The sequence below is a fragment of the Pseudomonas helleri genome, assembly GCF_009600315.1.
In the GTDB taxonomy this organism is placed as follows: Bacteria; Pseudomonadota; Gammaproteobacteria; order Pseudomonadales; family Pseudomonadaceae; genus Aquipseudomonas; species Aquipseudomonas helleri_A.
The window spans coordinates 25,604-48,845 of record NZ_WIWC01000003.1 but is presented as its reverse complement, the minus strand read 5'-3'; the positions used below and the strand labels follow the sequence as shown (position 1 = coordinate 48,845).

The 23,242-nt window shown below is 55.9% G+C and carries 19 protein-coding genes; 12 read left to right on the top strand and 7 right to left on the bottom strand.

Annotated features, from left to right (window positions below; genetic code table 11):
• Nucleotides 1–272: 272 nt before the first annotated feature.
• From GHN86_RS02745 to GHN86_RS02735, 3 genes are all read right to left on the bottom strand, one after another.
• Entirely contained in the window at nucleotides 273–2,375 is a 2,103-nt protein-coding gene (locus GHN86_RS02745; protein WP_228384840.1) for a TonB-dependent siderophore receptor, read from the bottom strand.
• 297 nt (nucleotides 2,376–2,672) lie between these two features.
• Entirely contained in the window at nucleotides 2,673–3,311 is a 639-nt protein-coding gene (locus tag GHN86_RS02740; protein WP_153377544.1) for a peroxiredoxin, read from the bottom strand.
• 294 nt (nucleotides 3,312–3,605) lie between these two features.
• On the bottom strand, nucleotides 3,606–4,958 hold the full coding sequence (locus tag GHN86_RS02735) for an OprD family porin (protein WP_153377543.1): 1,353 nt from the start codon (nucleotides 4,956–4,958) through the stop codon (nucleotides 3,606–3,608).
• Between the two features lie 501 nt (nucleotides 4,959–5,459).
• Here GHN86_RS02735 and tauA point away from each other — a divergent pair.
• The 4 genes from tauA to tauD are packed head-to-tail and all read left to right on the top strand — an operon-like array spanning nucleotide 5,460 to nucleotide 8,984.
• Entirely contained in the window at nucleotides 5,460–6,437 is a 978-nt protein-coding gene (gene tauA, locus GHN86_RS02730) for a taurine ABC transporter substrate-binding protein (RefSeq protein ID WP_153377542.1), read from the top strand.
• Between the two features lie 30 nt (nucleotides 6,438–6,467).
• Nucleotides 6,468–7,262, top strand: a complete 795-nt coding sequence (gene tauB, locus GHN86_RS02725; protein WP_153377541.1) for a taurine ABC transporter ATP-binding subunit — start codon at nucleotides 6,468–6,470, stop codon at nucleotides 7,260–7,262.
• Nucleotides 7,259–8,095 carry a taurine ABC transporter permease TauC gene (gene tauC, locus GHN86_RS02720; RefSeq protein ID WP_153377540.1) on the top strand — a complete coding sequence of 279 codons (837 nt, stop codon included), beginning with the start codon at nucleotides 7,259–7,261 and terminating at the stop codon, nucleotides 8,093–8,095. Before tauB ends, tauC begins: the two co-directional genes overlap by 4 nt.
• Nucleotides 8,096–8,150: 55 nt before the next feature.
• Nucleotides 8,151–8,984 (top strand): taurine dioxygenase, encoded by an 834-nt coding sequence (tauD, locus tag GHN86_RS02715; protein ID WP_153377539.1) that lies wholly within the window; start codon nucleotides 8,151–8,153, stop codon nucleotides 8,982–8,984.
• Between the two features lie 103 nt (nucleotides 8,985–9,087).
• On the opposite strand, the gene GHN86_RS02710 is transcribed toward tauD, so the two are convergent.
• From GHN86_RS02710 to GHN86_RS02700, 3 genes are all read right to left on the bottom strand, one after another.
• A complete protein-coding gene (locus GHN86_RS02710) occupies nucleotides 9,088–9,735 on the bottom strand; it encodes a TetR/AcrR family transcriptional regulator (protein ID WP_153377538.1) in 648 nt (215 codons plus the stop codon).
• A 47-nt stretch (nucleotides 9,736–9,782) separates the two neighbouring features.
• Nucleotides 9,783–10,526, bottom strand: a complete 744-nt coding sequence (locus GHN86_RS02705) for a carbonic anhydrase (protein ID WP_153386086.1) — start codon at nucleotides 10,524–10,526, stop codon at nucleotides 9,783–9,785.
• 162 nt (nucleotides 10,527–10,688) lie between these two features.
• On the bottom strand, nucleotides 10,689–12,065 hold the full coding sequence (locus tag GHN86_RS02700) for a glutamine synthetase family protein (RefSeq protein ID WP_153377536.1): 1,377 nt from the start codon (nucleotides 12,063–12,065) through the stop codon (nucleotides 10,689–10,691).
• A gap of 278 nt (nucleotides 12,066–12,343) precedes the next feature.
• Between GHN86_RS02700 and GHN86_RS02695 the strand changes: the two genes are divergently transcribed.
• From GHN86_RS02695 to GHN86_RS02660, 8 genes are all read left to right on the top strand, one after another.
• Nucleotides 12,344–13,120: a gamma-glutamyl-gamma-aminobutyrate hydrolase family protein gene (locus tag GHN86_RS02695; RefSeq protein WP_153377535.1), complete on the top strand. Its 777-nt coding sequence runs from the start codon at nucleotides 12,344–12,346 to the stop codon at nucleotides 13,118–13,120.
• 36 nt (nucleotides 13,121–13,156) lie between these two features.
• A complete protein-coding gene (locus GHN86_RS02690; protein WP_153377534.1) occupies nucleotides 13,157–14,515 on the top strand; it encodes a glutamine synthetase family protein in 1,359 nt (452 codons plus the stop codon).
• Between the two features lie 57 nt (nucleotides 14,516–14,572).
• A complete protein-coding gene (locus GHN86_RS02685; protein ID WP_153377533.1) occupies nucleotides 14,573–15,937 on the top strand; it encodes an aspartate aminotransferase family protein in 1,365 nt (454 codons plus the stop codon).
• A 184-nt stretch (nucleotides 15,938–16,121) separates the two neighbouring features.
• Nucleotides 16,122–17,234, top strand: coding sequence for a polyamine ABC transporter substrate-binding protein (locus GHN86_RS02680; protein ID WP_153377532.1), 1,113 nt, complete (start codon nucleotides 16,122–16,124; stop codon nucleotides 17,232–17,234).
• A gap of 261 nt (nucleotides 17,235–17,495) precedes the next feature.
• On the top strand, nucleotides 17,496–18,590 hold the full coding sequence (locus GHN86_RS02675) for a polyamine ABC transporter substrate-binding protein (protein ID WP_323369947.1): 1,095 nt from the start codon (nucleotides 17,496–17,498) through the stop codon (nucleotides 18,588–18,590).
• 69 nt (nucleotides 18,591–18,659) lie between these two features.
• Complete coding sequence (gene potA / locus GHN86_RS02670; protein WP_153377531.1) at nucleotides 18,660–19,802, top strand: polyamine ABC transporter ATP-binding protein; 1,143 nt, start codon at nucleotides 18,660–18,662, stop codon at nucleotides 19,800–19,802.
• Between the two features lie 35 nt (nucleotides 19,803–19,837).
• On the top strand, nucleotides 19,838–20,719 hold the full coding sequence (locus tag GHN86_RS02665) for an ABC transporter permease subunit (RefSeq protein WP_199750890.1): 882 nt from the start codon (nucleotides 19,838–19,840) through the stop codon (nucleotides 20,717–20,719).
• On the top strand, nucleotides 20,716–21,606 hold the full coding sequence (locus GHN86_RS02660) for an ABC transporter permease subunit (RefSeq protein WP_153377529.1): 891 nt from the start codon (nucleotides 20,716–20,718) through the stop codon (nucleotides 21,604–21,606). Before GHN86_RS02665 ends, GHN86_RS02660 begins: the two co-directional genes overlap by 4 nt.
• Nucleotides 21,607–21,687: 81 nt before the next feature.
• On the opposite strand, the gene GHN86_RS02655 is transcribed toward GHN86_RS02660, so the two are convergent.
• Nucleotides 21,688–23,241: a phospholipase D family protein gene (locus GHN86_RS02655; protein WP_153386084.1), complete on the bottom strand. Its 1,554-nt coding sequence runs from the start codon at nucleotides 23,239–23,241 to the stop codon at nucleotides 21,688–21,690.
• Nucleotide 23,242: the final 1 nt, after the last annotated feature.

The following is a 23,242-nucleotide window of genomic DNA, read 5'->3' as shown; positions in this document are numbered from 1 at the left end:
GAGGTGACCATATCAGGTGATTTATATATCTATAAATCATATTTATTCATTTGTTTATTCCGTGAATGCATAAGCGGTGGCGCGAGCCTTGTAGCAGCTGACGAGCAACGCGAGGCTGCGTTCGACGATGCAATCGTCGCTAGGTCTAGGAACGAGATGTGTCTGACATCCCAAATGGAAGGTTTCACGACGGCTGCGCCGCCGAACGCAGCCTCGCATTACTCGTCAGCTGCTACGAGTAATGCGTTCCCCCCGTGACTACAAGGTTGAGGTCAGAAGTTGTAACTCAACGACGCGGTGACGTTGCGCGACGGGCCATAGAAACCCGAACCCCCGCTGTACAGGCTCATCAGGTATTTGCGGTTGCTGACGTTGTTGAGGTTTAACGACGTGCTCCAGTGTGTGTCGATGTCGTAGCTGGCCATCAGATCCACCAATGCGTAGGCGTTCTGGCGAATGCGGCTGTCGCCATCCACTTGTATGGCGCTTTGCCAAGCCACGCGGGTGCCGACCTTGGCCTTGGGCATATGCGGTAATTGATAGGTCAGGCTGGTACGCACGGTGTGGGTCGGTATGTATTGACGGGCTTTTTCGCCATCCGGGTCTTCGATGTGGACATAGCTGTAGCCGCCTTGTACCTGTAATCCCGGCGCCAACTGGCCGCTGGCTTCCAGCTCCACGCCTCGGCTTTTAAAGTTTTCACTCTGGTAGACCGACTGAGTGCCGATCATCTCGCCGGTGGCTTCGGCGACATTGCGTTGATCGGTTTTGAATACCGCCGCCGAGACGTCCAGTTGCTCATCCAGCAAGCTGCCTTTGACCCCGACTTCATAGCTTTTGCCTTCCAGCGGCGCGAGCACCTTGCTCTGCGCGTCTATCACGTATTGCGGGTTGAAGATTTTGGTGTAGCTGGCGTAGACCGAGTACTGATCGTTGAGGTCATAGACCAGCCCGGTGTAGGGCGTGACTTTGCCGTGAATACGCACATCCCGGGGCGGGCCGTAATCGGTGCCATCGCTGTCGACACTGAGCATGCGTGCACCGGCAATCCAGTGCAGTTTATCCGTCAGGCTGAAACGCGCCCCGGCATAGATACTTTTTTGGCGGTCGGTGAAGTTGGCCATTTTGGTGTCGTCGTCGGTGTACGACAAATCGGGCTTGGGCACGTTGCCGCTCAAGGTCTGGCCCAAATCAGCGGGCATAAACTCGTCAACACTGTTGTAGTAGCCGCGCTCTTTATGACGCGAACGTCCGTAATCCACGCCCACCGTCAACTCATGCTCGCGACCGCCCAGACTGAAGGGGCCGCTGAGTTGAGCTTCACCCAGCAATTGTTTTTCATCGGCGTTGGTGTGGCTTGGGTCAGCCAGCCAGGGCTGGCTTTCATCACCCGCCATCAAGTAGTACATATTGGCCGACTGACGCTGATCGACTGCGGTAACGTTCAGCTTGCTCTTCCAGCCATTGCCGAAGTCGTGGGTCAGTTCAGCGAACGCGCGCAGGGTATGCACGTCCCAGTAGCTCCAGTTCTGCCCCACGTTGGAACCGCGTCGGCTGTAGTGGATCAGGTTGCCTTGGTAATCGGTCAGCGGAAGCCCGCCCCAACTGCTGCCATTGGAATTGCTCTTGCTGTCTGAAAGGCCGACGGTGAGGGTGTCCGCTTCGGACAGGTCAAACGCCAGCATGCCGCTGAGCACGTTTTTCTCCCGCGAGTAACGATCGAGGTAGGAGTTACCGGTTTCATTGGCGTAGATAAAACGTCCGCGTACGTTGCCGCTGTCGGTCAACGGCCCGGAGACGTCGAGGTCAATGCGGCGTGTATCCCACGAGCCCGCAGAGACTTTTACCTGGGCTTGCGGGGTGTAGGTGGGTCGCTTGCGGATGAAGTTGACCGTGGCCGAGGGGTTGCCGGTGCCGCTCATCAACCCGTTGGCGCCGTGGAGGATGTCGACTTGCTGATATTCGGCCATGTCCAGGTCGCCACTCAGCAACCCGGCACTGAAGGGCGCGCCTATGCCATCGTATTCAAAGTTGTTGATGTCGAACCCGCGCGATGTGAAGTTGGTGCGGTCGGTTTCGTATTGTTCGACCGTCACGGAAGGTGCGCTGCGCAGCGCGTCCTTGACGCTGTTGAGGTTGAAATCATTCAACTGTTCGCGGGAAAGGCTGGTCACGCCTTGAGGCGTTTCCTTGGGCGTAAGGCCCAGTCGCGTGGTGCTGCTGTCCACCGGCTGCTGGTAGCCGGACGTCGAAGCGTCGCTCTGGGCACTGGCTTGCACGTCAGTCTTGGGCAGCGTCAGAGGGTCGGCAAAAGCGGCAGGTGTGACGGCCCATACAACGGTCAGCAGGGCTGAAACGGGCAAGAAAGTTTTCAAGGCGGCGAGTCTCTGAATGCGGATGCGCCCGAATACTATTTGAGAATGATTATTACGTATAGCAATGAGCGGGTTTTTTGTAACATTTAATGTTTATAAAAAAAGGCCGTCGAGACGGCCCAAACCCTGTTGCACTTGAAGACTTACTCAGTCCGTAGCAGCTGCCGAAGGCTGCGTCCGATTGCGTAGCGATCGTAAAGCCTGAGCCCGATGTTCATCTGACAGACCGGATAGTAGCTATTACGACGGCTACGCCGCCGGACGCAGCCTGCGGCAGCTGCTACGGGATAGAAGGCGTTATTTGTTCGGCTGTGGAGTCAGGCGCAGGTACGGCTTCACGGCTGTGTAACCTTTTGGGAAGCGCTGACTGATCTCCTTCTCATCCTTGAGCGACGGAACGATCACCACGTCGTCACCGTCCTGCCAGTTGGCCGGGGTGGCGACTTTGAAGTTGTCGGTGAGTTGTAGCGAATCAATCACCCGCAAAATTTCATTGAAGTTGCGACCGGTGCTGGCCGGGTAGGTGATGGTCAGACGGATTTTTTTGTTCGGGTCAATCACGAACAGCGAGCGCACGGTCAGGGTGTCGCTGGCATTGGGATGAATCAGGTCGTAGAGGTCGCTTACCTTGCGATCAGCATCGGCCAGGATCGGAAAGTTGACCACCGTATTCTGGGTTTCATTGATGTCGCCAATCCATTTGTGGTGGGAGTCCACGGGGTCAACCGACAGTGCGATGGCTTTCACGCCGCGTTTAGCAAATTCATCCTTAAGCTTGGCGGTAAAGCCCAACTCAGTGGTGCACACCGGCGTGAAGTCCGCAGGGTGCGAAAACAGAACGCCCCAACTGTCGCCCAGCCATTCATGGAACTGAATCGGACCCGCACTGGAATCCTGTTGGAAATCGGGGGCGATGTCGCCAAGTCTGAGGCTCATGGTGCAGCTCCTTTTTATAGGGATTGGCAGGGCGTGATGGGCTTACTGTGCCTGCAGCAAAAACTATTTAAAAAGAATATATATCGATTTATTTATACTCAAATCGCATATTAAAAAGTGTTTCATTGGACGCACCTCTGCCTGCGGTTCACTCTTGAGTCAGGTTTAGGCAAGGGGAGCGGCAGGGAGCTGCGACATTTGAATGTGTTGCGAATTGATCGATTCGGTCTTCGGTAAACACCCTGCCCGGCATTGCGCCGGGCAGGATTTTTCTAACCTTTTGCTACAGCCGGCTTACAACAACGGGATCGAGTAGCTGACGATCAGACGGTTTTCGTCCTGATCGCGAGTCGACGGAATATCGTTGCGCCACATGGCGTTTTTCCACATCACACCGAGATTTTTCAATGGACCGTCCTGAACCACGTAGGCCAGGGTAATGTCGCGTTCCCATTCGGAGCGGCCAGTGCCTGTGACTTGTCCTGCGCTACCCACGGTGTCGATATTATCGCCACGCAGGTAAACAAGGCCCGCAGTCAGGCCAGGTGCGCCCAGTTTGGCAAAGTCATAGGAGTAACGTGCCTGCCAGGTCCGCTCGCCAGCGCGGGCGAACTTGGAGATTTGCATGTCAGTGATGATGTAAGCCGACGAGCCGTCGCCCTGGTTCAGCCAAGGGAAGTCGCTGCTGCCGTTGCTGACTTGATAACCGGCACCGAAGGTATGGCCTTCCACCGAGTACAAGAACAGACCGCTGAGCAGGTTGTTGTCGACCTTGCCTTTGCCGCTGACCTGGCCACGGTAATCGCCCGACGAGTAGTAGGCCGGATCGCTGCCATTCTTGCCGTCGTCAGTGCTGTGGAAGTAACGCAGATCAGATTTCAGCACGCCCGGACCAATTGCCCAGTTGTGAGTCAGCCCCAGGAAATGCTGTTTGTAGAAATCTTTCAAATTGCCGTAGTAGTACTGCAACAACAGATCTTTGTTGAGCTTGTAGTCGGCACCGCCATACAGGAACTTGTTGCTGAACTCACCGGTGCGGGCATTGTTGGCGCCTGCAATCGACAGCTCTTCATTGTTGCTGGAGTTACGACCCTTGGCGTGTTCGATCTGACCGCCGATCAAGGTCAAGTCCTTGAACTCGTTGGAGGTGATCTGCCCACCTTCAAATGTCTGCGGCAGCAAACGACCGTCGTTGTACGAAACAACCGGCAGTTTTGGCATCAGTGTGCCGTAGCGCAATTCAGTCTGAGAGATTTTGGCTTTGGCAGTCAGGCCCAAGCTGGAGAAGTCGCTCACCGCACGGCCATCGCTGTCCGTCGGGAAAACCGTGCCGCCGTAGTTGCTGCTGGCCGGGTTGCCGTGACGGCCTTTGCCCGAATCCAGACGCACGCCCAGCAAGCCAATGGCATCAACACCAAAACCTACGGTGCCTTGAGTAAAGCCGGAGGTGAAATCCAGCTGGAAGCCTTGGCCCCACTCTTCTTGATAGTTGGCGTTCTTGGCAGTGCCCGAGTCGCGGTTATCGTTGTTGATATAGAAGTTACGCAGTTTTAGCGTGGCTTTACTGTCTTCGATGAAGCCAGCTGCATTCGCTTGCTGCGCCAACAAACCTACGGCCACAGCGATGGCCAAGGTGGACTTGTTCATGGTGTTGCTCCTTTGTATTTCTAATTTTTGTAGTTCTTTAGCCTCGGATCTAACGTCCGAGTGCTATAGATGCGCGATTAGCGCCAGACAGTGACTGGCAAGTCAATCGTCACCAATCGTGTCTACGACTATCGTCTAGTCGGTTGACAGGTGTGCGCAGGGTAAAGGCAATTTTATAAACCCAAAAAGAATTATTTCTAAATTCTTCATAACTAACGGGTATATGTAGGATATTTCCTACGCTATGGCGCGCGAATGCTATAGAGCTTTGGTCTAATCCTTAAACAGATTTTTATTAAATTTTTAAGATGACTCACAGCATTTCTTCTATGGAAATGCTACTTGCAGGCGTCAGCCCTATAACTGCTCGTGTGCGCGCACGTGCTTAACAAGGCGTCAGAACTTTATAAGCTAATGCTTAAAAGTTATTTATTTACTCGTTCTTAGATCATTTAACCTCGCGTTCTGCCGATATCCGGCCGCCTGCCGAGGAGCTACACCATGAATTTGCGTTCTCCCCTACGCCTTTTGGCTGCTTTATCCCTGGCAGGTGCCAGCTTCTTCGTGCAGGCCGCCCCAGATGTCACCGTGGCTTACCAGACTTCAGCCGACCCGGCCAAAGTGGCTCAAGCGGACGGCGCTTACGAACAGGCCACTGGCGCCAACATCAAATGGCGCAAGTTTGATAACGGCGCCGACATCATTGCGGCCATCGCCTCCGGTGATGTGCAAATCGCTTATCTGGGTTCCAGCCCTTTGACCGCCGCGATCACCCGCAATGTGCCGGTTGAAACGTTTTTGATTGCCACCCAGCTTGGTGGCTCTGAAGCGCTGGTGGCGCGCGACGGCTCGGGCATTAACAGCCCACAGGATCTGGTCGGCAAGAAGGTTGCTGTGCCGTTTGTTTCAACTGGCCACTACAGCCTGCTGGCGGCGCTGAAGCACTGGAACATCGACCCTTCCAAAGTGACCATTCTCAACCTCGCCCCGCCAGCCATTGTGGCGGCCTGGAAGCGCGGCGATATCGATGCGACTTATGTATGGGACCCGGCCCTGGGCACCGCCAAGGAAAACGGCAAAGTGCTGATCACGTCGGGTGAACTGGGCAAGCTGGGCGCACCGACCTTTGACGCCTGGATTGTGCGCAAGGACTTCGCTGCCAAGCATCCTGAGGTGGTCAAGGCCTTTGCCAAAGTGACCCTGGATGCATACGCCGACTACAACAAAGACCCGAAAGCCTGGCTGGCCAATCAGGGCAACATCGACAAAGTGGTGAAACTCTCGGGCGCTAAAGCAGCCGACATTCCGTTGCTGCTGCAAGGCAACGTGTACCCGCTGGCTGCAGATCAAGCGGTATTGCTGGGCGCTCCAACCAGCAAAGCCCTGGCCGATACGGCCGCGTTCCTGAAAGAGCAAAAAAAGGTCGACGCTGTGCTGCCGGACTACGCCCCGGCGGTTAACGCCACGTTTGTTAATTAATTCTTTTTTGCCGCACAGGAGTCGACCGTCATGGCCTTGTTATCACTGGAGCGCATCAGCGCACAGTACCCAGGCGCAGCTGAGCCAGTGCTGTCGGATATTTCCGTCAACCTGGGTCCTCAGCAACTGCTGGTCGCACTCGGCCCTTCGGGCAGCGGCAAAACCTCGCTGCTGAATTTGATTGCCGGCTTTGTTGAGCCAAGTGCCGGGCGCATCACCCTCGATGGCGCCCCGGTCAAAGGCCCAAGCGCTGAACGCGGCGTGGTGTTTCAAGATGATGTGCTGCTGCCTTGGCAGGACGTGCTGGCCAACGTGGCCTTCGGCCTTGAACTGGCCGGTGTACCGCGCAACAAACGTGACATTCGCGCTCGTGAAATGTTGGCCCTGGTGGACTTGTCGGGCTTCGAACAGCGTCGTGTGTGGGAGTTGTCCGGCGGTCAAAAACAACGTGTCGGTCTGGCTCGCGCCTTGGCGGCTGATCCACGTGTGTTGCTGATGGACGAACCCTTCGGCGCACTCGATGCCTTCACCCGTGAACAGATGCAAGAACTGCTGCTGCAAGTGTGCAAACGCACCGACAAACCAGTTTTTTTGATTACCCACGACATCGAAGAAGCCGTGTTTCTGGCGACTGACTTAATTCTGCTGGCACCGAATCCGGGGCGTATCGTTGAGCGCCTGACGCTGGACTTCGGCCAGCGTTACAACGCTGGCGAGTCGGCGCGCTCAATCAAGTCCGATCCTCGTTTTATCGAAACCCGCGAGCACGTGCTGGAGCGTGTGTTTTCACAACGCGGTGCCGCCCAGTGGCAGGAGCGCGCATGAGTACCTATGAAGCGGCACCGTCCGCCCCGATTGTCGCTGCCCACACGCCGCGCCCGAACAAACGAAGCCTGAGCACACGCTGGATAAGCGTGCTGACCCTGCTGACATTGATCGGCACGTGGTGGGCCGTCACAGCGGCGGGTTTGATTGAACCGCTGTTTTTGCCACCGCCCTCTGCCGTGCTGGAAAAAGGCTGGTTGCTGGCCACCACCGGATACATGGACGCCACTTTGTGGCAGCACTTGGGCGCGAGCTTGACCCGTATCGGTCTGGGTCTGGGGTTTGCGATTTTAACGGCTGTGCCGGTCGGTATAGCCATTGGTCATAACCGTATCGCGCGAGGCATTTTCGATCCGCTGATCGAGTTTTACCGACCTATTCCGCCGTTGGCTTACCTGCCGCTGATCGTGATTTGGTGCGGCATTGGCGAACTGTCGAAAGTGTTGCTGATCTATTTGGCGATTTTCGCCCCGATCGCCATTGCCACCGCCACCGGCGTACGCACGGTCGATCCGGCCAAAGTGCGCGCCGCGCAGTCGTTAGGGGCAAGTCGCTGGCAGTTGATTCGCTATGTGATCTTGCCCAGCGCCCTGCCGGATATTTTGACCGGTGTGCGCATTGGTTTGGGGGTGGGTTGGTCGACATTGGTGGCCGCCGAACTGATCGCTGCCACTAGCGGCTTGGGCTTCATGGTGCAATCGGCAGCGCAATTTCTGGTCACCGACGTGGTGGTTCTGGGGATTCTGGTCATCGCCATCATCGCTTTCGCGATGGAAATGGGCCTGCGCGCCCTGCAACGCAAGCTGGTGCCGTGGCACGGCCAGGCTCACTAACCCTTTTTAATAAAACTCGACGCTGATCAATCGGCGCGCTGATAAAGAGATCACCATGAGCCTGACCATTACTCCGCTTAGCTCTGCCCTTGGCGCCCAGATTGACGGCGTAGATTTGACGCTGCCTTTGACCGAACAACAGCGCACTGCCATTGAACGGGCGTTGCTTGAGCACCAAGTCATTTTCTTCAAAAACCAGTCGATCACGCCGCAGCAGCAAGCGCGCTTTGCCGCCAACTTTGGTGATCTGCATATTCACCCGATTTACCCCAATGTGCCTGAACAGCCCGAGGTGTTGGTGCTGGATACGGCGGTCACTGACGTGCGTGACAATGCGGTATGGCACACCGACGTGACCTTCTTGCCGACGCCAGCGATGGGCGCAGTATTAAGCGCCAAGCAATTGCCGGCATACGGTGGCGACACGTTGTGGGCCAGCGGTATCGCAGCGTTTGAAGGGTTGTCCAAACCTTTGCAGGTGTTACTGGACGGCTTGACCGCGACCCACGATTTCACCAAGTCCTTTCCGCTGGAGCGTTTTGGTTCAACGCCTGAAGATTTGGCGCGCTGGGAGCAGACCCGCAAAAGTAACCCGCCGCTGTCGCATCCAGTGATTCGTACGCACCCTGTGAGTGGGCGAAAGTCGCTGTTCGTCAATGAAGGGTTCACCACCAAAATCAATGAGCTGTCAGAGGCGGAAAGCGAAGCCATTCTGAAATTGCTGTTCGCCCACGCTACCCGGCCCGAGTACACCATTCGCTGGCGCTGGCAGGAAAATGACGTCGCGTTCTGGGATAACCGTGTGACCCAGCATTACGCGGTTGATGATTACCGGCCGAATCGCCGTGTGATGCACCGCGCGACTATTTTGGGTGATGCGCCGTTTTGATTTGAGTCCGTGTAAACCCTCTGCCCTCACCCCAACCCTCTCCCAGAGGGAGAGGGAGCTTGATCTGCTTTTGCTTTTAGTCCCCTCTCCCTCCGGGAGAGGGTTAGGGTGAGGGGCTTTGGCGTTTTGGCAAAAAAGGCGGCAAGTACAGCCCCAAATACGCATCCACCACCCGCGAGCCTTCTTCAGCCATGCGCTCAGTTATAACGCCGTGAATCTGAATTGACCGCGCATACACCCGGTCACCCAACGCCATCGCCAAGGCAAACACCTCCACGTCCTGCGGCAATGCTGGTAATTCAAAATGGCGGGTAAACAACCCCTGCATTAACTGGCCCAATTCAAGGTCGTGCTGGCGATCAGCGCGGGTCACTTCAATCAGCCCGTGCTGGGCCAAAATCAACTGCCGGGCCGCCGCATCGTCGCTGTATATCTTCAACATACGTTGCTCGACGATCTGCGACAGATCGCGCCAACTCTTTAATGACTCATGCGCAATGGGTGCTTGAAGGCACGCGCGAAACGCCGCATGCACATCCCCGGTCAACGCCTGGAGCAAAGCCGGTACACCGGCAAAAAAGTGATAAACCGATGAGGGCGCCATGGCCGCACGTTCGGCCACGCTGTAAATCGACAGGCTGCTCACACCTTCTGCTGCGAGCAATGCACGGGCCGCATCAAGAATAGTGTCGATTCGGCTCTGGCTACCTGCGCGGGGTTTGCGAGGGCGTGGAAGGGCGGGGCGCGTCATGGCTGTCTCCTGCGGGGCAGCAGGCATTGTACGAGCCGGGTTTGATGTTAGCCACCGACCTGTATGGTGCGGTTGTTGGTCGGCTGGATGGGGCGGGCGCTCATCGGGAACGCCAGCTGAAAGGTATTAAGCTGAGCTTCGGATAGCTGCACAGGTGTCCTCATGACCAGCCAGCGGACGCCTTCGCTGCAAGGTGGAGTGGTCATTGACCCCATGAAGTCATAGTAATCGCGCAAAACAGGGTACAACTGCTCCGCATCAAAACGGCCCAGCGTCAGGACGTCGCCTCTTTGAGCAGGAATTGAAGAGATAAATCGTTCCAATACCGGATTTTTAGCGCCGATCTCGAACAGGATGGCCACCATCATTGACTGGCCTGCCTGGTTGCGGTGCTCCAAGTACACGGCCAGAGGAAAATTTCGGCCGTTTATCTGCACTTCACTGGGTGTTTGAACGTACACACTCTGGAAGTCGAAAACATCGGACCCAACACTGATCCAGCCCTGTGAAGTGGGTTTGATGTTCAGGTTATGTCCGTTGTGCAGAAGGGTTGAAGGGCCCGGCGAGTAGTTGAGATTCAGTGATGGCAGCTCTGCAGGCGAGGCGGCGTCAATATTGATCGGTGACTGGACCTTACCTGAGCGGCATAACGAGAAAGCAGGGTCTAGCTCAGCCCAGTGCTCTGGCCCGGTGGTTCCGGCATAGCTCCACGTGGGGGCATTTGCATAGGCCTTTGTACACATGCTCAGTCCCAGTAAAAGAACCATCGCATGCAGTAAGTGAAACTTCATAAGGAGAGCCGTCGTCGCAAGATAAATACGGCGCGAATCCTGAAGTCTTACCGTCTTTTTTTATGTAGGGCTTTTCCTTAATTATTTAAGAAATTGACTATTTATCAGACAAAAAAACGCCGCAAGCGTTAACCAGCGGCGTTTTTTAGGTACTGCAATCGCTTAGACGGTATGCAAGTACCAGTTGTATTCGAGGTCGGAGATAGAGTGTTCAAACTCTTCCAGCTCACTCTCTTTACAGGCTACAAAGATATCGATGTATTTCGGATCGATATATTTGGCCATGACTTCACTGTCATCCAGCTCGCGCAGCGCATCGCGCAGATTGTTTGGCAGGCTTTGTTCGTTCTGCTCGTAGCTGTTGCCTTCGACGGGCGCCCCCGGTTCGATCTTGTTGGTCAAACCGTGGTGAATACCGGCAAGCACAGAGGCCATCAACAGATACGGGTTGGCATCGGCACCGGCGACCCGGTGTTCAATACGCACCGAGTCGGCCGAGCCGGTCGGAACTCGAATGGCAACCGTGCGGTTGTCCAGGCCCCAGCACGGCGAATTAGGCACGTAGAACTGTGCGCCGAAACGACGGTAGGAGTTGACGTTAGGGCACAGGAACGCCATTTGCGCCGGTAGGGTCTCCAGCACACCGCCGATTGCATGGCGCAATGCGGCGTTCTGCTCGGGATCCTCGCTGGCAAAAATATTTTTGCCCTCTTTATCCAGAATCGAAATATGAACGTGTAGCCCGTTGCCCGCCTGCCCCGGATAAGGCTTGGCCATGAACGTGGTGTCCATCTCATGGTCGTAAGCGATGTTTTTGATCAGACGTTTGAGCAGTACGGCGTAGTCGCACGCCTTGATCGGGTCGGCGACGTGGTGCAGGTTAACTTCGAACTGCGCCGGAGCACTTTCCTTGACGATGGCGTCAGCCGGAATGCCTTGCTCTTTAGCACCTTCCAGAATGTCCTGGAGGCAGTCGACGTATTCGTCGAGGTCGTCGATCAAGTAAACCTGGGTCGAATGCGGACGCTTGCCGGAGATCGGCGAACGGGGTGGCTGCGGGCGGCCGTTAACGTTCTCCTGGTCGATCAGGTAGAACTCCAGCTCGAAGGCGGCGCAGATAGTCAGGCCCATATCGTCAAATTTGGTAACAACCTGACGGAGCACTTCGCGCGGATCGGCGAAGAACGGTTCACCTTCTAGTTCGTGCATGGTCATCAGCAATTGCGCGGTAGGGCGCTTTTGCCAAGGCTCGTTGCACAGGGTGTCAGGAATTGGATAACAGATTCGGTCAGCGTCACCGATATCCAGACCCAGACCGGTGCTTTCTACGGTCGAGCCATTGATATCCAGCGCAAATAAGGAGGCAGGCAAATTGATGCCTTTCTCGTAAACCTTGTGGAGGCTGGTGCGTTCGATGCGCTTACCGCGCACCACACCATTCATATCCGCAATTAGAAGGTCTACGTACAGAACCTCAGGATGATCCTTAAGGAACGCGTTCGCTTCATTAAGCTGAACGGCACGCGGGGGTACCGACATGATGCAACACCTTTGTTGTTAAAAATATCAATCATTGAGCGCTACGGGTTTCAGTCAACCCGAACGCCCTACCGAAGTCAAGCAGCTGATTTTCTGCCCTAAAAAAGCGCCGAAGGGCCATTTTTGACGCTTTTTAGGGCGGCTTCGCACTTAAATAAAGCTTGCCTGCCGCAGGCTTGAGCGGGCCGTTTAGTATTTTTTACGGGGGTGTTGTGGAAAAAAATGAACAAGGCTAAGCTCGATTCAAACCCATAACAGCAATAATACCGGGGTGCTACATGCCACGCCTGCCGTTAATCGGCGTCACCGCCTGCACCAAGCAGATCGGTTTGCATCCTTATCACGTCACGGGTGACAAGTACGTGCGAGCTGTTGCAGTGGCAGCCAAAGGCTTGCCTCTGATTGTTCCCTCGTTGGCGGAACTGATTGATCCGGCCGATATTATTGACGGTCTGGACGGCCTGCTTTTTACCGGTTCACCGTCCAATATCGAGCCTCATTTGTATCACGGCCCCGCCAGCGCGCCTGGCACCTTGCATGATCCCGAACGCGATCGCACCACCCTCCCCTTGATCCGCGCTGCATTGGCCGCCGGTGTCCCTGTGCTCGGCATTTGCCGCGGTTTTCAAGAGTTGAATGTAGCGCTCGGTGGCTCACTTCACCAGAAACTGCATGAAGTTGAAGGATTTATCGAGCATCGGGAAGACGCCGACGCACCGCTCGACGTGCAGTACGGTCCCAGTCATGCAGTGCATATTCACCCCGGCGGCGTGTTGGCTGGTCTAGGCTTGCCGACGTCGTTTGAGGTCAACTCGATCCATACGCAGGGTATTGATCAGGTGGCTCCTGATTTACGAGTTGAAGCCACCGCCCCGGACGGTTTGGTAGAAGCCGTTTCGGTCGAAGGCGGCAAGGCTTTTGCTTTAGCGGTTCAGTGGCACCCCGAATGGCAGGTAAGCTCTAACCCGTTTTATCTCGCCATCTTCCAGGCATTTGGAGATGCCTGCAGGCGGCGCGCAACACAACGTGACGCCGATGCGTCAGTAAACCCCTGACTTATTCAAGTCAGGACACTCAGCCCAGAGGCATTTATGAGTAACAACCTCGACCAGCTCACCGATTGGTTGAAAGACCACAAGATCACAGAAGTCGAATGCATGATCGCCGACCTTACCGGGATTACTCGCGGCAAGATCTCGCCGACCAATAAGTTCATTGCCGAAAAAGGCATGCGCCTGCCCGAAAGCGTCTTGCTGCAAACCGTGACGGGCGACTACGTCGAAGACGACATTTATTACGAACTTCTCGATCCGGCTGACATTGATATGATCTGCCGTCCTGATCAGAACGCCGTATTTGTCGTACCTTGGGCGATAGAGCCAACGGCTCAGGTGATTCACGATACCTACGACAAACAGGGCAACCCGATAGAGCTGTCGCCGCGCAACGTGCTCAAAAAGGTCCTGAAGCTTTACGCCGACCATGGCTGGCAGCCGATTGTGGCCCCGGAGATGGAGTTTTACCTGACCAAGCGCAGCGACGACCCGGATTATCCGTTGCAGCCGCCAGTAGGGCGCTCCGGGCGTCCAGAAACCGGTCGTCAGTCTTTCTCTATTGAAGCCGCCAACGAATTCGACCCGCTATTCGAAGATGTTTACGACTGGTGCGAACTGCAAGAACTGGATCTGGACACCCTGATCCATGAAGACGGCACGGCGCAGATGGAAATCAACTTCCGTCACGGTGACGCACTGTCGCTGGCCGACCAGATTCTGGTGTTCAAACGCACCATGCGTGAAGCCGCGCTCAAGCACGATGTTGCCGCCACGTTCATGGCCAAACCCATGACCGGCGAGCCCGGCAGCGCCATGCACTTGCACCAGAGCATCATCGACATCGAGACCGGCAAAAACGTCTTCTCTAATGAAGACGGCACCATGAGCCAGCTGTTTCTCAATCATATTGGCGGGTTGCAAAAGTTCATTCCTGAACTGCTGCCTTTATTTGCGCCCAATGTGAACTCCTTCCGCCGCTTCCTGCCAGATACGTCTGCACCGGTAAACGTTGAGTGGGGTGAAGAGAACCGCACCGTGGGCTTGCGAGTACCGGACGCCGGGCCGCAAAACCGCCGGGTTGAAAACCGCTTGCCGGGTGCTGACGCCAATCCGTATCTGGCGATTGCCGCCAGCTTGCTGTGTGGTTTCATCGGCATGGTCGAAGGCATCAACCCGAGTGCCCCGGTGGTCGGTCGCGGGTATGAACGCCGCAACCTGCGCCTGCCATTGACCATCGAAGACGCGCTGGAGCGGATGGAAAACAGCAAGACAGTCGAGAAGTACCTGGGCACCAAATTCATCACCGGTTACGTCGCGGTCAAACGTGCCGAGCATGAAAACTTCAAACGCGTCATCAGTTCGTGGGAGCGGGAATTCCTGCTGTTCGCCGTCTGACACGCCGGGGGCTGGCGTCAGGAACGTCAGCCCCCCAACTGAATAAAGGAGCGCTGTATGACTAATAAAAACCCGCAAACCCTCGCTTGGCAAAATCTGAGTAACGATCACCATCTGGCACCGTTCAGCGACTTCAAACAGCTCAAGGAAGTCGGCCCACGCATTATTACGCACGCCAAGGGCGTGTACCTGTGGGACAGCGAAGGCCACAAAATTCTCGACGGCATGGCCGGCCTGTGGTGTGTCGCCATTGGTTACGGACGTGACGAGCTGGCCGATGCTGCCAGCAAGCAAATGCGCGAACTGCCGTACTACAACCTGTTTTTCATGACCGCTCACCCGCCTGTCCTTGAGCTGGCCAAAGTGATTGCCGAAATTGCCCCCGAAGGCATGAACCATGTGTTCTTCACCGGCTCCGGTTCCGAAGGCAACGACACCATGCTGCGTATGGTTCGCCACTATTGGGCGATCAAGGGCCAGCCAAACAAAAAAGTCATCATCAGCCGCAAGAACGGCTATCACGGCTCAACCGTGGCGGGCGCCAGCCTGGGTGGCATGACGTATATGCACGAGCAGGGCGACTTGCCGATTCCGGGCATCACCCATATCGCGCAGCCGTACTGGTTCGGTGAAGGCGGCGACATGTCGCCGGAAGAGTTCGGGATCTGGGCTGCCAACCAGCTCGAAGATAAAATTCTCGAACTCGGCGTGGACAATGTCGGTGCCTTTATTGCCGAGCCGATCCAGGGCGCAGGCGGGGTGATCGTGCCGCCAGAGACTTACTGGCCTCGTATCAAAGAGATCCTGGCCAAGTACGACATTCTGTTCGTGGCCGATGAAGTGATCTGTGGCTTTGGTCGCACCGGTGAGTGGTTTGGTAGCGATTTCTACGACCTTAAACCGGACATGATGACCATCGCCAAGGGCCTGACTTCGGGCTACATCCCGATGGGTGGCCTGATTGTGCGCGATGAAGTGGTGGCCGTACTCAACGAAGGCGGCGACTTCAACCACGGTTTTACCTACTCCGGTCACCCGGTAGCCGCAGCCGTAGCGCTGGAAAATATCCGCATCCTGCGCGACGAAAAAATTATCGAGAATGCCCACAACGAAACGGCACCGTATTTGCAAAAGCGTTTACGTGAGCTGAACGATCACCCGCTGGTAGGTGAAGTGCGCGGTGTAGGTCTGTTGGGTGCCATTGAACTGGTGCAGGACAAAGCCACTCGTAAACGTTACGAAGGCCGTGGTGCCGGCATGATCTGCCGCCAATTCTGCTTCGACAGCGGACTGATCATGCGTGCCGTTGGCGACACCATGATCATTGCGCCCCCACTGGTCATCAGCAAAGACGAGATTGATGAGCTAGTGACCAAGGCGCGTCAGTGCCTGGATCTGACCTTGGAAACATTGCAAGGTTGACGGTTTGGCTCTGAGCGCTGAAATCTGCCGCTTTAGTGTAGGTAAATGCGTTCAGAGCCTTAAGAATCAAGGCTCTTCCCTTGAAAGCCTGCCCCGTATCTTGCCAGACTAGCCGCCGGCTTTAGCCACCTTGAGATCAGGTCGTTGAATCGGTGGTTTAAAAAGAACAATTGGAGCATTACAGATGAAGGCATCAGGTTTTAAAAAAGCTGGCAAGACTCTTCTTGCCCTGTCCTTGATGGGTGTGATGGCTGGGGCGGCACACGCGGCAGATAACGTGCTGCACATTTACAACTGGTCCGATTACATCGCGCCAGACACCGTGGCCAAGTTTGAAAAAGAAAGCGGTGTGAAGGTTGTCTATGACGTCTTCGACAGCAATGAAACCCTTGAGGCCAAGCTGCTGGCGGGCAAGTCCGGCTACGACATCGTCGTGCCGTCCAACAATTTTCTGGCCAAGCAGATCAAGGCCGGGGTTTACCAGGAGCTGGACAAGTCCAAGCTGCCTAACTGGAAGAACCTCGACCCTGCGTTGCTCAAAGCCGTGGGCGATGCCAGTGATCCGGGTAACAAACATGCGTTCCCGTACATGTGGGGCACCATCGGCATTGGTTACAACCCTGAGAAAGTCAAAGCGGCTCTGGGCGTCGATACCATCGATTCCTGGGACGTGCTGTTCAAACCCGAGAACGCAGCCAAACTCAAAAGCTGCGGCATAAGCTTCCTCGACTCGCCGACCGAAATGATCCCGGTTGCCCTTCACTACCTGGGCTACCCGACCGATTCGCAAGACAAGAAGCAACTGAAAGAAGCCGAAGACCTGTTCCTGAAGATCCGTCCTTCGGTGGGTTACTTCCACTCTTCCAAGTACATCTCCGACTTGGCCAACGGCAACATCTGCGTCGCGGTGGGTTACTCGGGTGATCTTGAGCAATCCAAAACCCGTGCAGCCGAGGCCGGTGGCAAAGTCAAACTGGCCTACAGCATTCCTAAAGAAGGCGCTGGCAGCTTCTACGACATGGTCGCCATCCCTAAAGATGCTGAAAACGTCGAAGCTGCCTATAAGTTCATGAACTTCCTGTTGCAGCCGGAAGTGATGGCTGAAATTACCAACAGCGTGCGCTTCCCGAACGGCAACCAGGCCGCAACACCACTGGTGGATAAAGACATTTCGGGCGATCCGGCCATTTACCCGTCGGACGAAGTGAAAGCCAAGCTGTACGCGATCAGCGACCTGCCGGCTGGCACTCAACGGCTGTTGACACGTAGCTGGACCAAGATCAAATCCGGTAAGTAAAACCCTGTAGTCGCTGCCGAAGGCTGCGAAGGGTTGCGAAGCAACCCGTTGCCCCGAACAACCTGCGATCCCCATCGCAGCCTGCGGCAGCGACTACGAAAAGGAGTAAATCCGGAGAAATCAGGGCTTTACAGCAATTAATTGCAGAAAACTTTGCTGTGTCGGTTTATCGAGGGTAAGTTGCGCGCCGGTTTTGTCTTTGGCGGTTCTGCTGCCGTGTGACGCGGGCAACCCAAGCCCAACTATTTTGAGGACCACCACGTGTCTAAATCTTTGTTTCGCAAGACCCTGCTGGTCGGAGCTGGTTTGACGCTTGCCGTCAGCGTACAAGCGGCACCTACCGTGCATATTTATAACTGGTCGGACTACATCGCGCCGACCACGCTGGCTGATTTCGAGAAATCCACCGGTATTAAACCGGTGTATGACGTATTTGATTCCAACGAAACGCTGGAAGGCAAACTGCTGGCCGGACGCACCGGTTATGACGTGGTCGTTCCGTCTAACCACTTTCTGGGCAAGCAAATTAAAGCGGGCGCGTTCCAAAAACTCGACCTGTCTCAGCTACCTAACTATTCAAACCTGGACCCGGCCCTGCTCAAGCGCCTCCAAGCGAACGATCCGGGCAACCAATATGCCGTGCCTTATCTGTGGGGCACCAATGGCATCGGTTACAACGTTGACAAGGTCAAGGAAGTGCTGGGTGTCGACTCGATCGACTCGTGGGACGTGGTGTTCAAACCCGAGAACATGAAGAAGCTGCAATCGTGCGGTGTGGCCTTCCTTGATTCTGCCGATGAAATGCTGCCAACCGTGCTCAACTATCTGGGGCTGGATGCCAACAGCACCAACCCGGAAGACTACAAAAAAGCTGAAAAAACCCTGATGTCGGTGCGTCCTTACGTCACCTATTTCCACTCGTCCAAATATATTTCGGACCTTGCCAACGGCAATATCTGCGTGGCCATTGGCTTCTCCGGTGATGTATTCCAGGCCAAGTCCCGTGCCGAGGAAGCGAAAAAGGGCGTCAACATCGCCTACATTCTTCCCAAGGAAGGCGGCGCGCTGTGGTTTGACATGCTGGCGATTCCCAAAGACTCCAGCAACGTCAAGGAAGCTCACGCGTTCATCAACTACTTGCTGGACCCCAAGGTGATCGCTCAGGTCAGTGATTATGTCGGCTATGCCAATCCTAATCCGGCAGCTGACAAGGTGATGGACGAGTCCATCCGCACCGACGAAGCGGTTTACCCCACACAAGCGGTGCTGGATAAAACCTACGTTTCGACCGAACTGCCGCCGAAAGTACAGCGTCTCATGACGCGTACGTGGACCAAGGTCAAAACGGGCAAATAGCTCGCCAGACCACCTATCCAAGGCCCGACACTTTTGATCGGGCTGCTAAATTTGTTGGGAGTTTCGTAAATGGCTGTTGCCTCCGGCGCCTATAAGAAAGCCCTCGAGGGCGACCAGACCCCTAAACAGGTGCTGGTCAAAATCGACCGGGTCACGAAAAAATTCGACGAGACGATTGCCGTGGACGACGTGTCCCTGGAAATCAACAAAGGCGAAATTTTCGCCATGCTCGGCGGATCGGGATCGGGCAAATCCACCTTGCTGCGCATGCTCGCCGGTTTCGAGCGCCCAACAGAAGGCCGTATTTTCCTCGATGGCGTAGACATCACTGATATGCCGCCGTATGAGCGGCCGATCAATATGATGTTCCAGTCCTACGCCCTGTTCCCGCACATGACCGTGGCCCAGAACATCGCGTTCGGTCTCAAGCAGGACAAAATGTCCAATGCCGAGATTGATGCGCGCGTCGGTGAAATGCTCAAACTGGTGCACATGACCCAGTATGCCAAGCGCAAGCCGCACCAGTTGTCGGGCGGTCAGCGTCAGCGTGTCGCCCTCGCCCGCTCCCTGGCCAAGCGTCCAAAATTGCTGCTGCTTGATGAGCCGATGGGTGCGCTGGACAAAAAGCTGCGCTCTCAAATGCAGCTGGAGCTGGTGGAAATTATCGAGCGCGTTGGCGTGACCTGCGTCATGGTGACCCATGATCAGGAAGAGGCCATGACCATGGCCCAGCGCATCGCGATCATGCATCAGGGCTGGATCGCCCAAATCGGCAGCCCGATCGACATCTACGAGACCCCGGTCAGCCGTTTGGTGTGCGAGTTCATCGGTAACGTCAACCTGTTCGAGGGTGAAGTGGTCGACGACGCTGAAGGTTACGCGCGCATCGACTGCCCGGAGCTGGAAAACGATATCTACGTCGGGCATGGCGTCAGCACTTCGGTTGAAGACAAGCACATCACCTACGCCATTCGCCCGGAAAAAATGCTCGTCACCACCGAAAAGCCGACCTACGAGTACAACTGGTCGCGTGGCAAGGTGCATGACATCGCTTACCTGGGCGGCCATTCGGTGTTCTACGTCGAGCTGCCAAGCGGCAAGCTGGTGCAGTCATTCGTGGCCAACGCCGAACGCCGTGGCGCACGCCCTACATGGGACGACGAAGTCTACGTGTGGTGGGAAGACGACAGCGGCGTGGTATTGCGCTCATGAACATGCGCAAATTCAAACGCCGACTGCATCGAATAATCCCCGGTGGCCGCCATGCGGTTATCGGGATTCCATTCCTGTGGCTGTTTCTGTTTTTCATGCTGCCGTTCTTCATCGTTCTGAAGATCAGTTTTGCAGAAGCGGACGTGGCGATCCCGCCTTACACCGAGATCTACAGCTACGTTGATCAAAAGATTCAGATCCTGCTGAACCTCGGCAATTACGCCTTGTTGGGCGACGATGAGCTGTATATCGCTGCTTATCTTGGCTCGTTGAAGATGGCCTTCTTCAGCACGGTGCTGTGCCTGCTGATCGGCTTTCCGATGGCCTATGCGATTGCCAATGCGCGCAAAGAGATGCAGACCGTACTGGTGCTGCTGATCATGATGCCGACCTGGACCGCCATTCTGATCCGCGTTTACGCGTGGATGGGCATCCTCAGCAACAACGGCCTGCTCAATGGCTTTTTGATGTCGATGGGCTGGATCAGCGAACCCTTGCAGATCCTCAACACCAATATCGCGGTGTACATCGGTATCGTTTATTCGTACCTGCCGTTCATGATCCTGCCGCTGTACGCCAACCTGGTAAAACACGATCACAGTTTGCTGGAAGCGGCGTCTGACTTGGGCTCAAGCACCTTCAACAGCTTCTGGAAAATCACCGTCCCGCTCTCTAAAAACGGCATCATTGCCGGCTGCATGCTGGTGTTCATTCCGGTGGTGGGCGAGTTCGTGATCCCGGAACTGCTGGGGGGCCCGGAAACGCTGATGATCGGTAAAGTGTTGTGGCAAGAGTTCTTCAACAACCGTGACTGGCCTGTAGCGTCCGCGCTTGCCGTGGTGATGCTGGCAATCCTGATCGTGCCGATCATTCTGTTCAACCGCAGCCAGGCTAAAGAACTGGAGGGCAAGATATGAATCGCTTCCGTTTTTCTAGCTTTATGTTGGTCGCGGGGTTGTTGTTCATCTACCTGCCGATGCTGATTCTGGTGATCTACTCGTTCAACGCCTCCAAGCTGGTGACGGTGTGGGGCGGCTGGTCGCTGAAGTGGTACACGGGCCTTCTGGACAACACGCAACTGATGGGCTCGGTGATGCGCTCACTGGAAATCGCCTTTTACACGGCGATTGCAGCGGTGGCACTGGGGACGTTGGCGGCCTTTGTGCTGACGCGTATCTCGCACTTCAAGGGCCGCACGTTGTTCGGTGGGTTGGTAACCGCGCCGCTGGTGATGCCTGAAGTGATCACCGGTCTCTCGCTGTTGCTGCTGTTCGTGGCCATGGCGCAGATGATTGGCTGGCCGCAGGAGCGCGGTATCGTCACCATCTGGATCGCCCACACAACGTTCTGTGCGGCCTATGTGGCGGTCGTGGTGTCTGCGCGCTTGCGAGAGCTGGACCTGTCGATTGAAGAAGCTGCCATGGACTTGGGCGCCAAGCCCTGGAAAGTGTTCTTTCTGATCACTATTCCGATGATCGCGCCATCGCTGGCAGCAGGGGCAATGATGTCCTTTGCCCTGTCGCTGGACGATCTGGTTCTGGCCAGCTTTGTGTCCGGGCCGGGGTCGACGACTTTGCCGATGGAAGTGTTCTCGGCGGTCCGTCTGGGGGTTAAACCCGAGATCAACGCGGTGGCCAGCTTGATTCTGCTGGCCGTCTCGCTGGTCACTTTCCTGGTGTGGTTCTTCAGCCGCCGCGCAGAAGAACACCGTAAAAAATCCATCCAGCAAGCCATCGACGAATCAATGGCCGAGTCCTGGAAGCAACCGGATGTACGCCGTCCAAAATCGCCAAACGCGGTTTAAGGCCGTACCCTGAAAACCTCGCTTCTCTTCAATGGGAAGCGAGGTTTTTTATGGCCTTGAACTCGCCGACTCCCCCGGTGCTCAGAGCATCTTCTCCAGCCCGACACGTTTGCTGAACCACGCATTAAGTCGGCGCCACCAGTTGCCCGGCTCATGGCGCAAGGTGTGCAACTGGCCATTGTCTTCAGTCACCCAGACGATGTTTCCCTGCTCCAGAATCGCCTCATAACTGAGCTCGGGGGCCATGCCCTGCAACGCCAGTTCGCGGGCTTGAGCGGCCAGCTCAGGGCTATCAACCAACACGCCGACCTCGGTGTTCCACAATCCGGAACGCGGGTCGAAGTTGAATGAGCCGATAAATGACTTTTGCTGATCGAAGATCATGGCTTTGCTGTGCAAGCTGGAGTCACTGCTCAGGCTGGTCTTGAACAAATGGGGCCCGCTGCCGCTGGTGCTGCCCGGCTGGCGGCGCAGCTCGAACAATTTCACGCCATGCTCAAGCAATGCCTTGCGATACGGTGCGTACCCGCCATGCACGGCGGGCACATCGGTGGCTTCCAGCGAATTGGTCAATAAACGTACATCGACGCCAGCGTCTGCCCGGCCGGTGAGGTACACCAGGCCTGTTTCACCCGGTACAAAATAGGCTGAGACTAAAATCAGTTCTTTGTTCACCGCCGCCAGATCCGGGGCCAGCTGGGTTGTCAGCAATAAATGCGGATCAGGCTCATCCTTGGCCAATACCTTGCTCGGAGCATCCCAAAGTGCCTGATTCCAGGCCCAGATAAGGTTTTTGCGCCATACATCCAACTGCGGATTGGTTTCATACGAGGCCAGTTGTTGATAGAGCGTAGGGTTGCTCTGTTTCGCCCGTTTGAGCGACGCTTCCAGTACAGCACGGGCCTGTGCCAGCTCCTGAGTTGAAAGGCGGGTCGAGACAAAATCGCCAATGGGTTGGCTCAGGGCGCTGTTCCAGTATTGGTCGAAGCTATGCCCCAATTGTTCGGCCACCGGGCCAACGCCCAGCAAATCGATGTCGGTAAAGTTCAGGTCAGGCTGTGCATCGAAATACTCATCGCCCAAATTGCGTCCGCCGACAATCGCCGCACTGTTGTCGGCCAGCCATAGTTTGTTATGCATGCGCCGGTGTTGGCGTGAAAGGTTGAACAGACGACCCACAGCCCGGGTCACGCCAGTGCTACGGCCCAGTTGCAGCGGGTTGAACACGCGAACCTGAACATTGGGATGGGCTGCCAGCGTTGCCAGAATCTCGTCCAGCCCATCGCTTGCCGTGTCATCGAGCAGCATGCGCACGCGCACGCCACGGTCTGCCGCCTTGAGCAGTTCATCCACCAGCATGCGAGTGCTCAAGCCGTCATGGACAATGTAGTACTGCAAATCCAGGCTGCTTTGCGCCCTGCGGATCAGCTCGGCGCGCGCCCGGAAGGCCTCGCTGCTGTTGGGCAGCAAGCGAAAACCCGAGCGGCCATTATAAGCCGCGGCCTGATGCTGGATTGACCGCCCAAAGGATGACGTCGCCGCAGGCGTAGCCTGGCTCGATTGCCGGGGTTCATCCAAGGTGCTGCACCCTCCCAATAACAGTGCGAAGGCCAGTATGCAGAGTGATTTCAGCATG

Coding starts and splice junctions, on each gene's coding strand:
- GHN86_RS02740 (WP_153377544.1), bottom strand. CDS start 3,311: ATGAGCCTCAGACTTGGCGACATCGCCCCCGATTTCCAACAGGATTCC.
- GHN86_RS02735 (WP_153377543.1), bottom strand. CDS start 4,958: ATGAACAAGTCCACCTTGGCCATCGCTGTGGCCGTAGGTTTGTTGGCG.
- tauA (WP_153377542.1), top strand. CDS start 5,460: ATGAATTTGCGTTCTCCCCTACGCCTTTTGGCTGCTTTATCCCTGGCA.
- tauB (WP_153377541.1), top strand. CDS start 6,468: ATGGCCTTGTTATCACTGGAGCGCATCAGCGCACAGTACCCAGGCGCA.
- tauC (WP_153377540.1), top strand. CDS start 7,259: ATGAGTACCTATGAAGCGGCACCGTCCGCCCCGATTGTCGCTGCCCAC.
- tauD (WP_153377539.1), top strand. CDS start 8,151: ATGAGCCTGACCATTACTCCGCTTAGCTCTGCCCTTGGCGCCCAGATT.
- GHN86_RS02710 (WP_153377538.1), bottom strand. CDS start 9,735: ATGACGCGCCCCGCCCTTCCACGCCCTCGCAAACCCCGCGCAGGTAGC.
- GHN86_RS02705 (WP_153386086.1), bottom strand. CDS start 10,526: ATGAAGTTTCACTTACTGCATGCGATGGTTCTTTTACTGGGACTGAGC.
- GHN86_RS02700 (WP_153377536.1), bottom strand. CDS start 12,065: ATGTCGGTACCCCCGCGTGCCGTTCAGCTTAATGAAGCGAACGCGTTC.
- GHN86_RS02695 (WP_153377535.1), top strand. CDS start 12,344: ATGCCACGCCTGCCGTTAATCGGCGTCACCGCCTGCACCAAGCAGATC.
- GHN86_RS02690 (WP_153377534.1), top strand. CDS start 13,157: ATGAGTAACAACCTCGACCAGCTCACCGATTGGTTGAAAGACCACAAG.
- GHN86_RS02685 (WP_153377533.1), top strand. CDS start 14,573: ATGACTAATAAAAACCCGCAAACCCTCGCTTGGCAAAATCTGAGTAAC.
- GHN86_RS02680 (WP_153377532.1), top strand. CDS start 16,122: ATGAAGGCATCAGGTTTTAAAAAAGCTGGCAAGACTCTTCTTGCCCTG.
- potA (WP_153377531.1), top strand. CDS start 18,660: ATGGCTGTTGCCTCCGGCGCCTATAAGAAAGCCCTCGAGGGCGACCAG.
- GHN86_RS02660 (WP_153377529.1), top strand. CDS start 20,716: ATGAATCGCTTCCGTTTTTCTAGCTTTATGTTGGTCGCGGGGTTGTTG.
- GHN86_RS02655 (WP_153386084.1), bottom strand. CDS start 23,241: ATGCTGAAATCACTCTGCATACTGGCCTTCGCACTGTTATTGGGAGGG.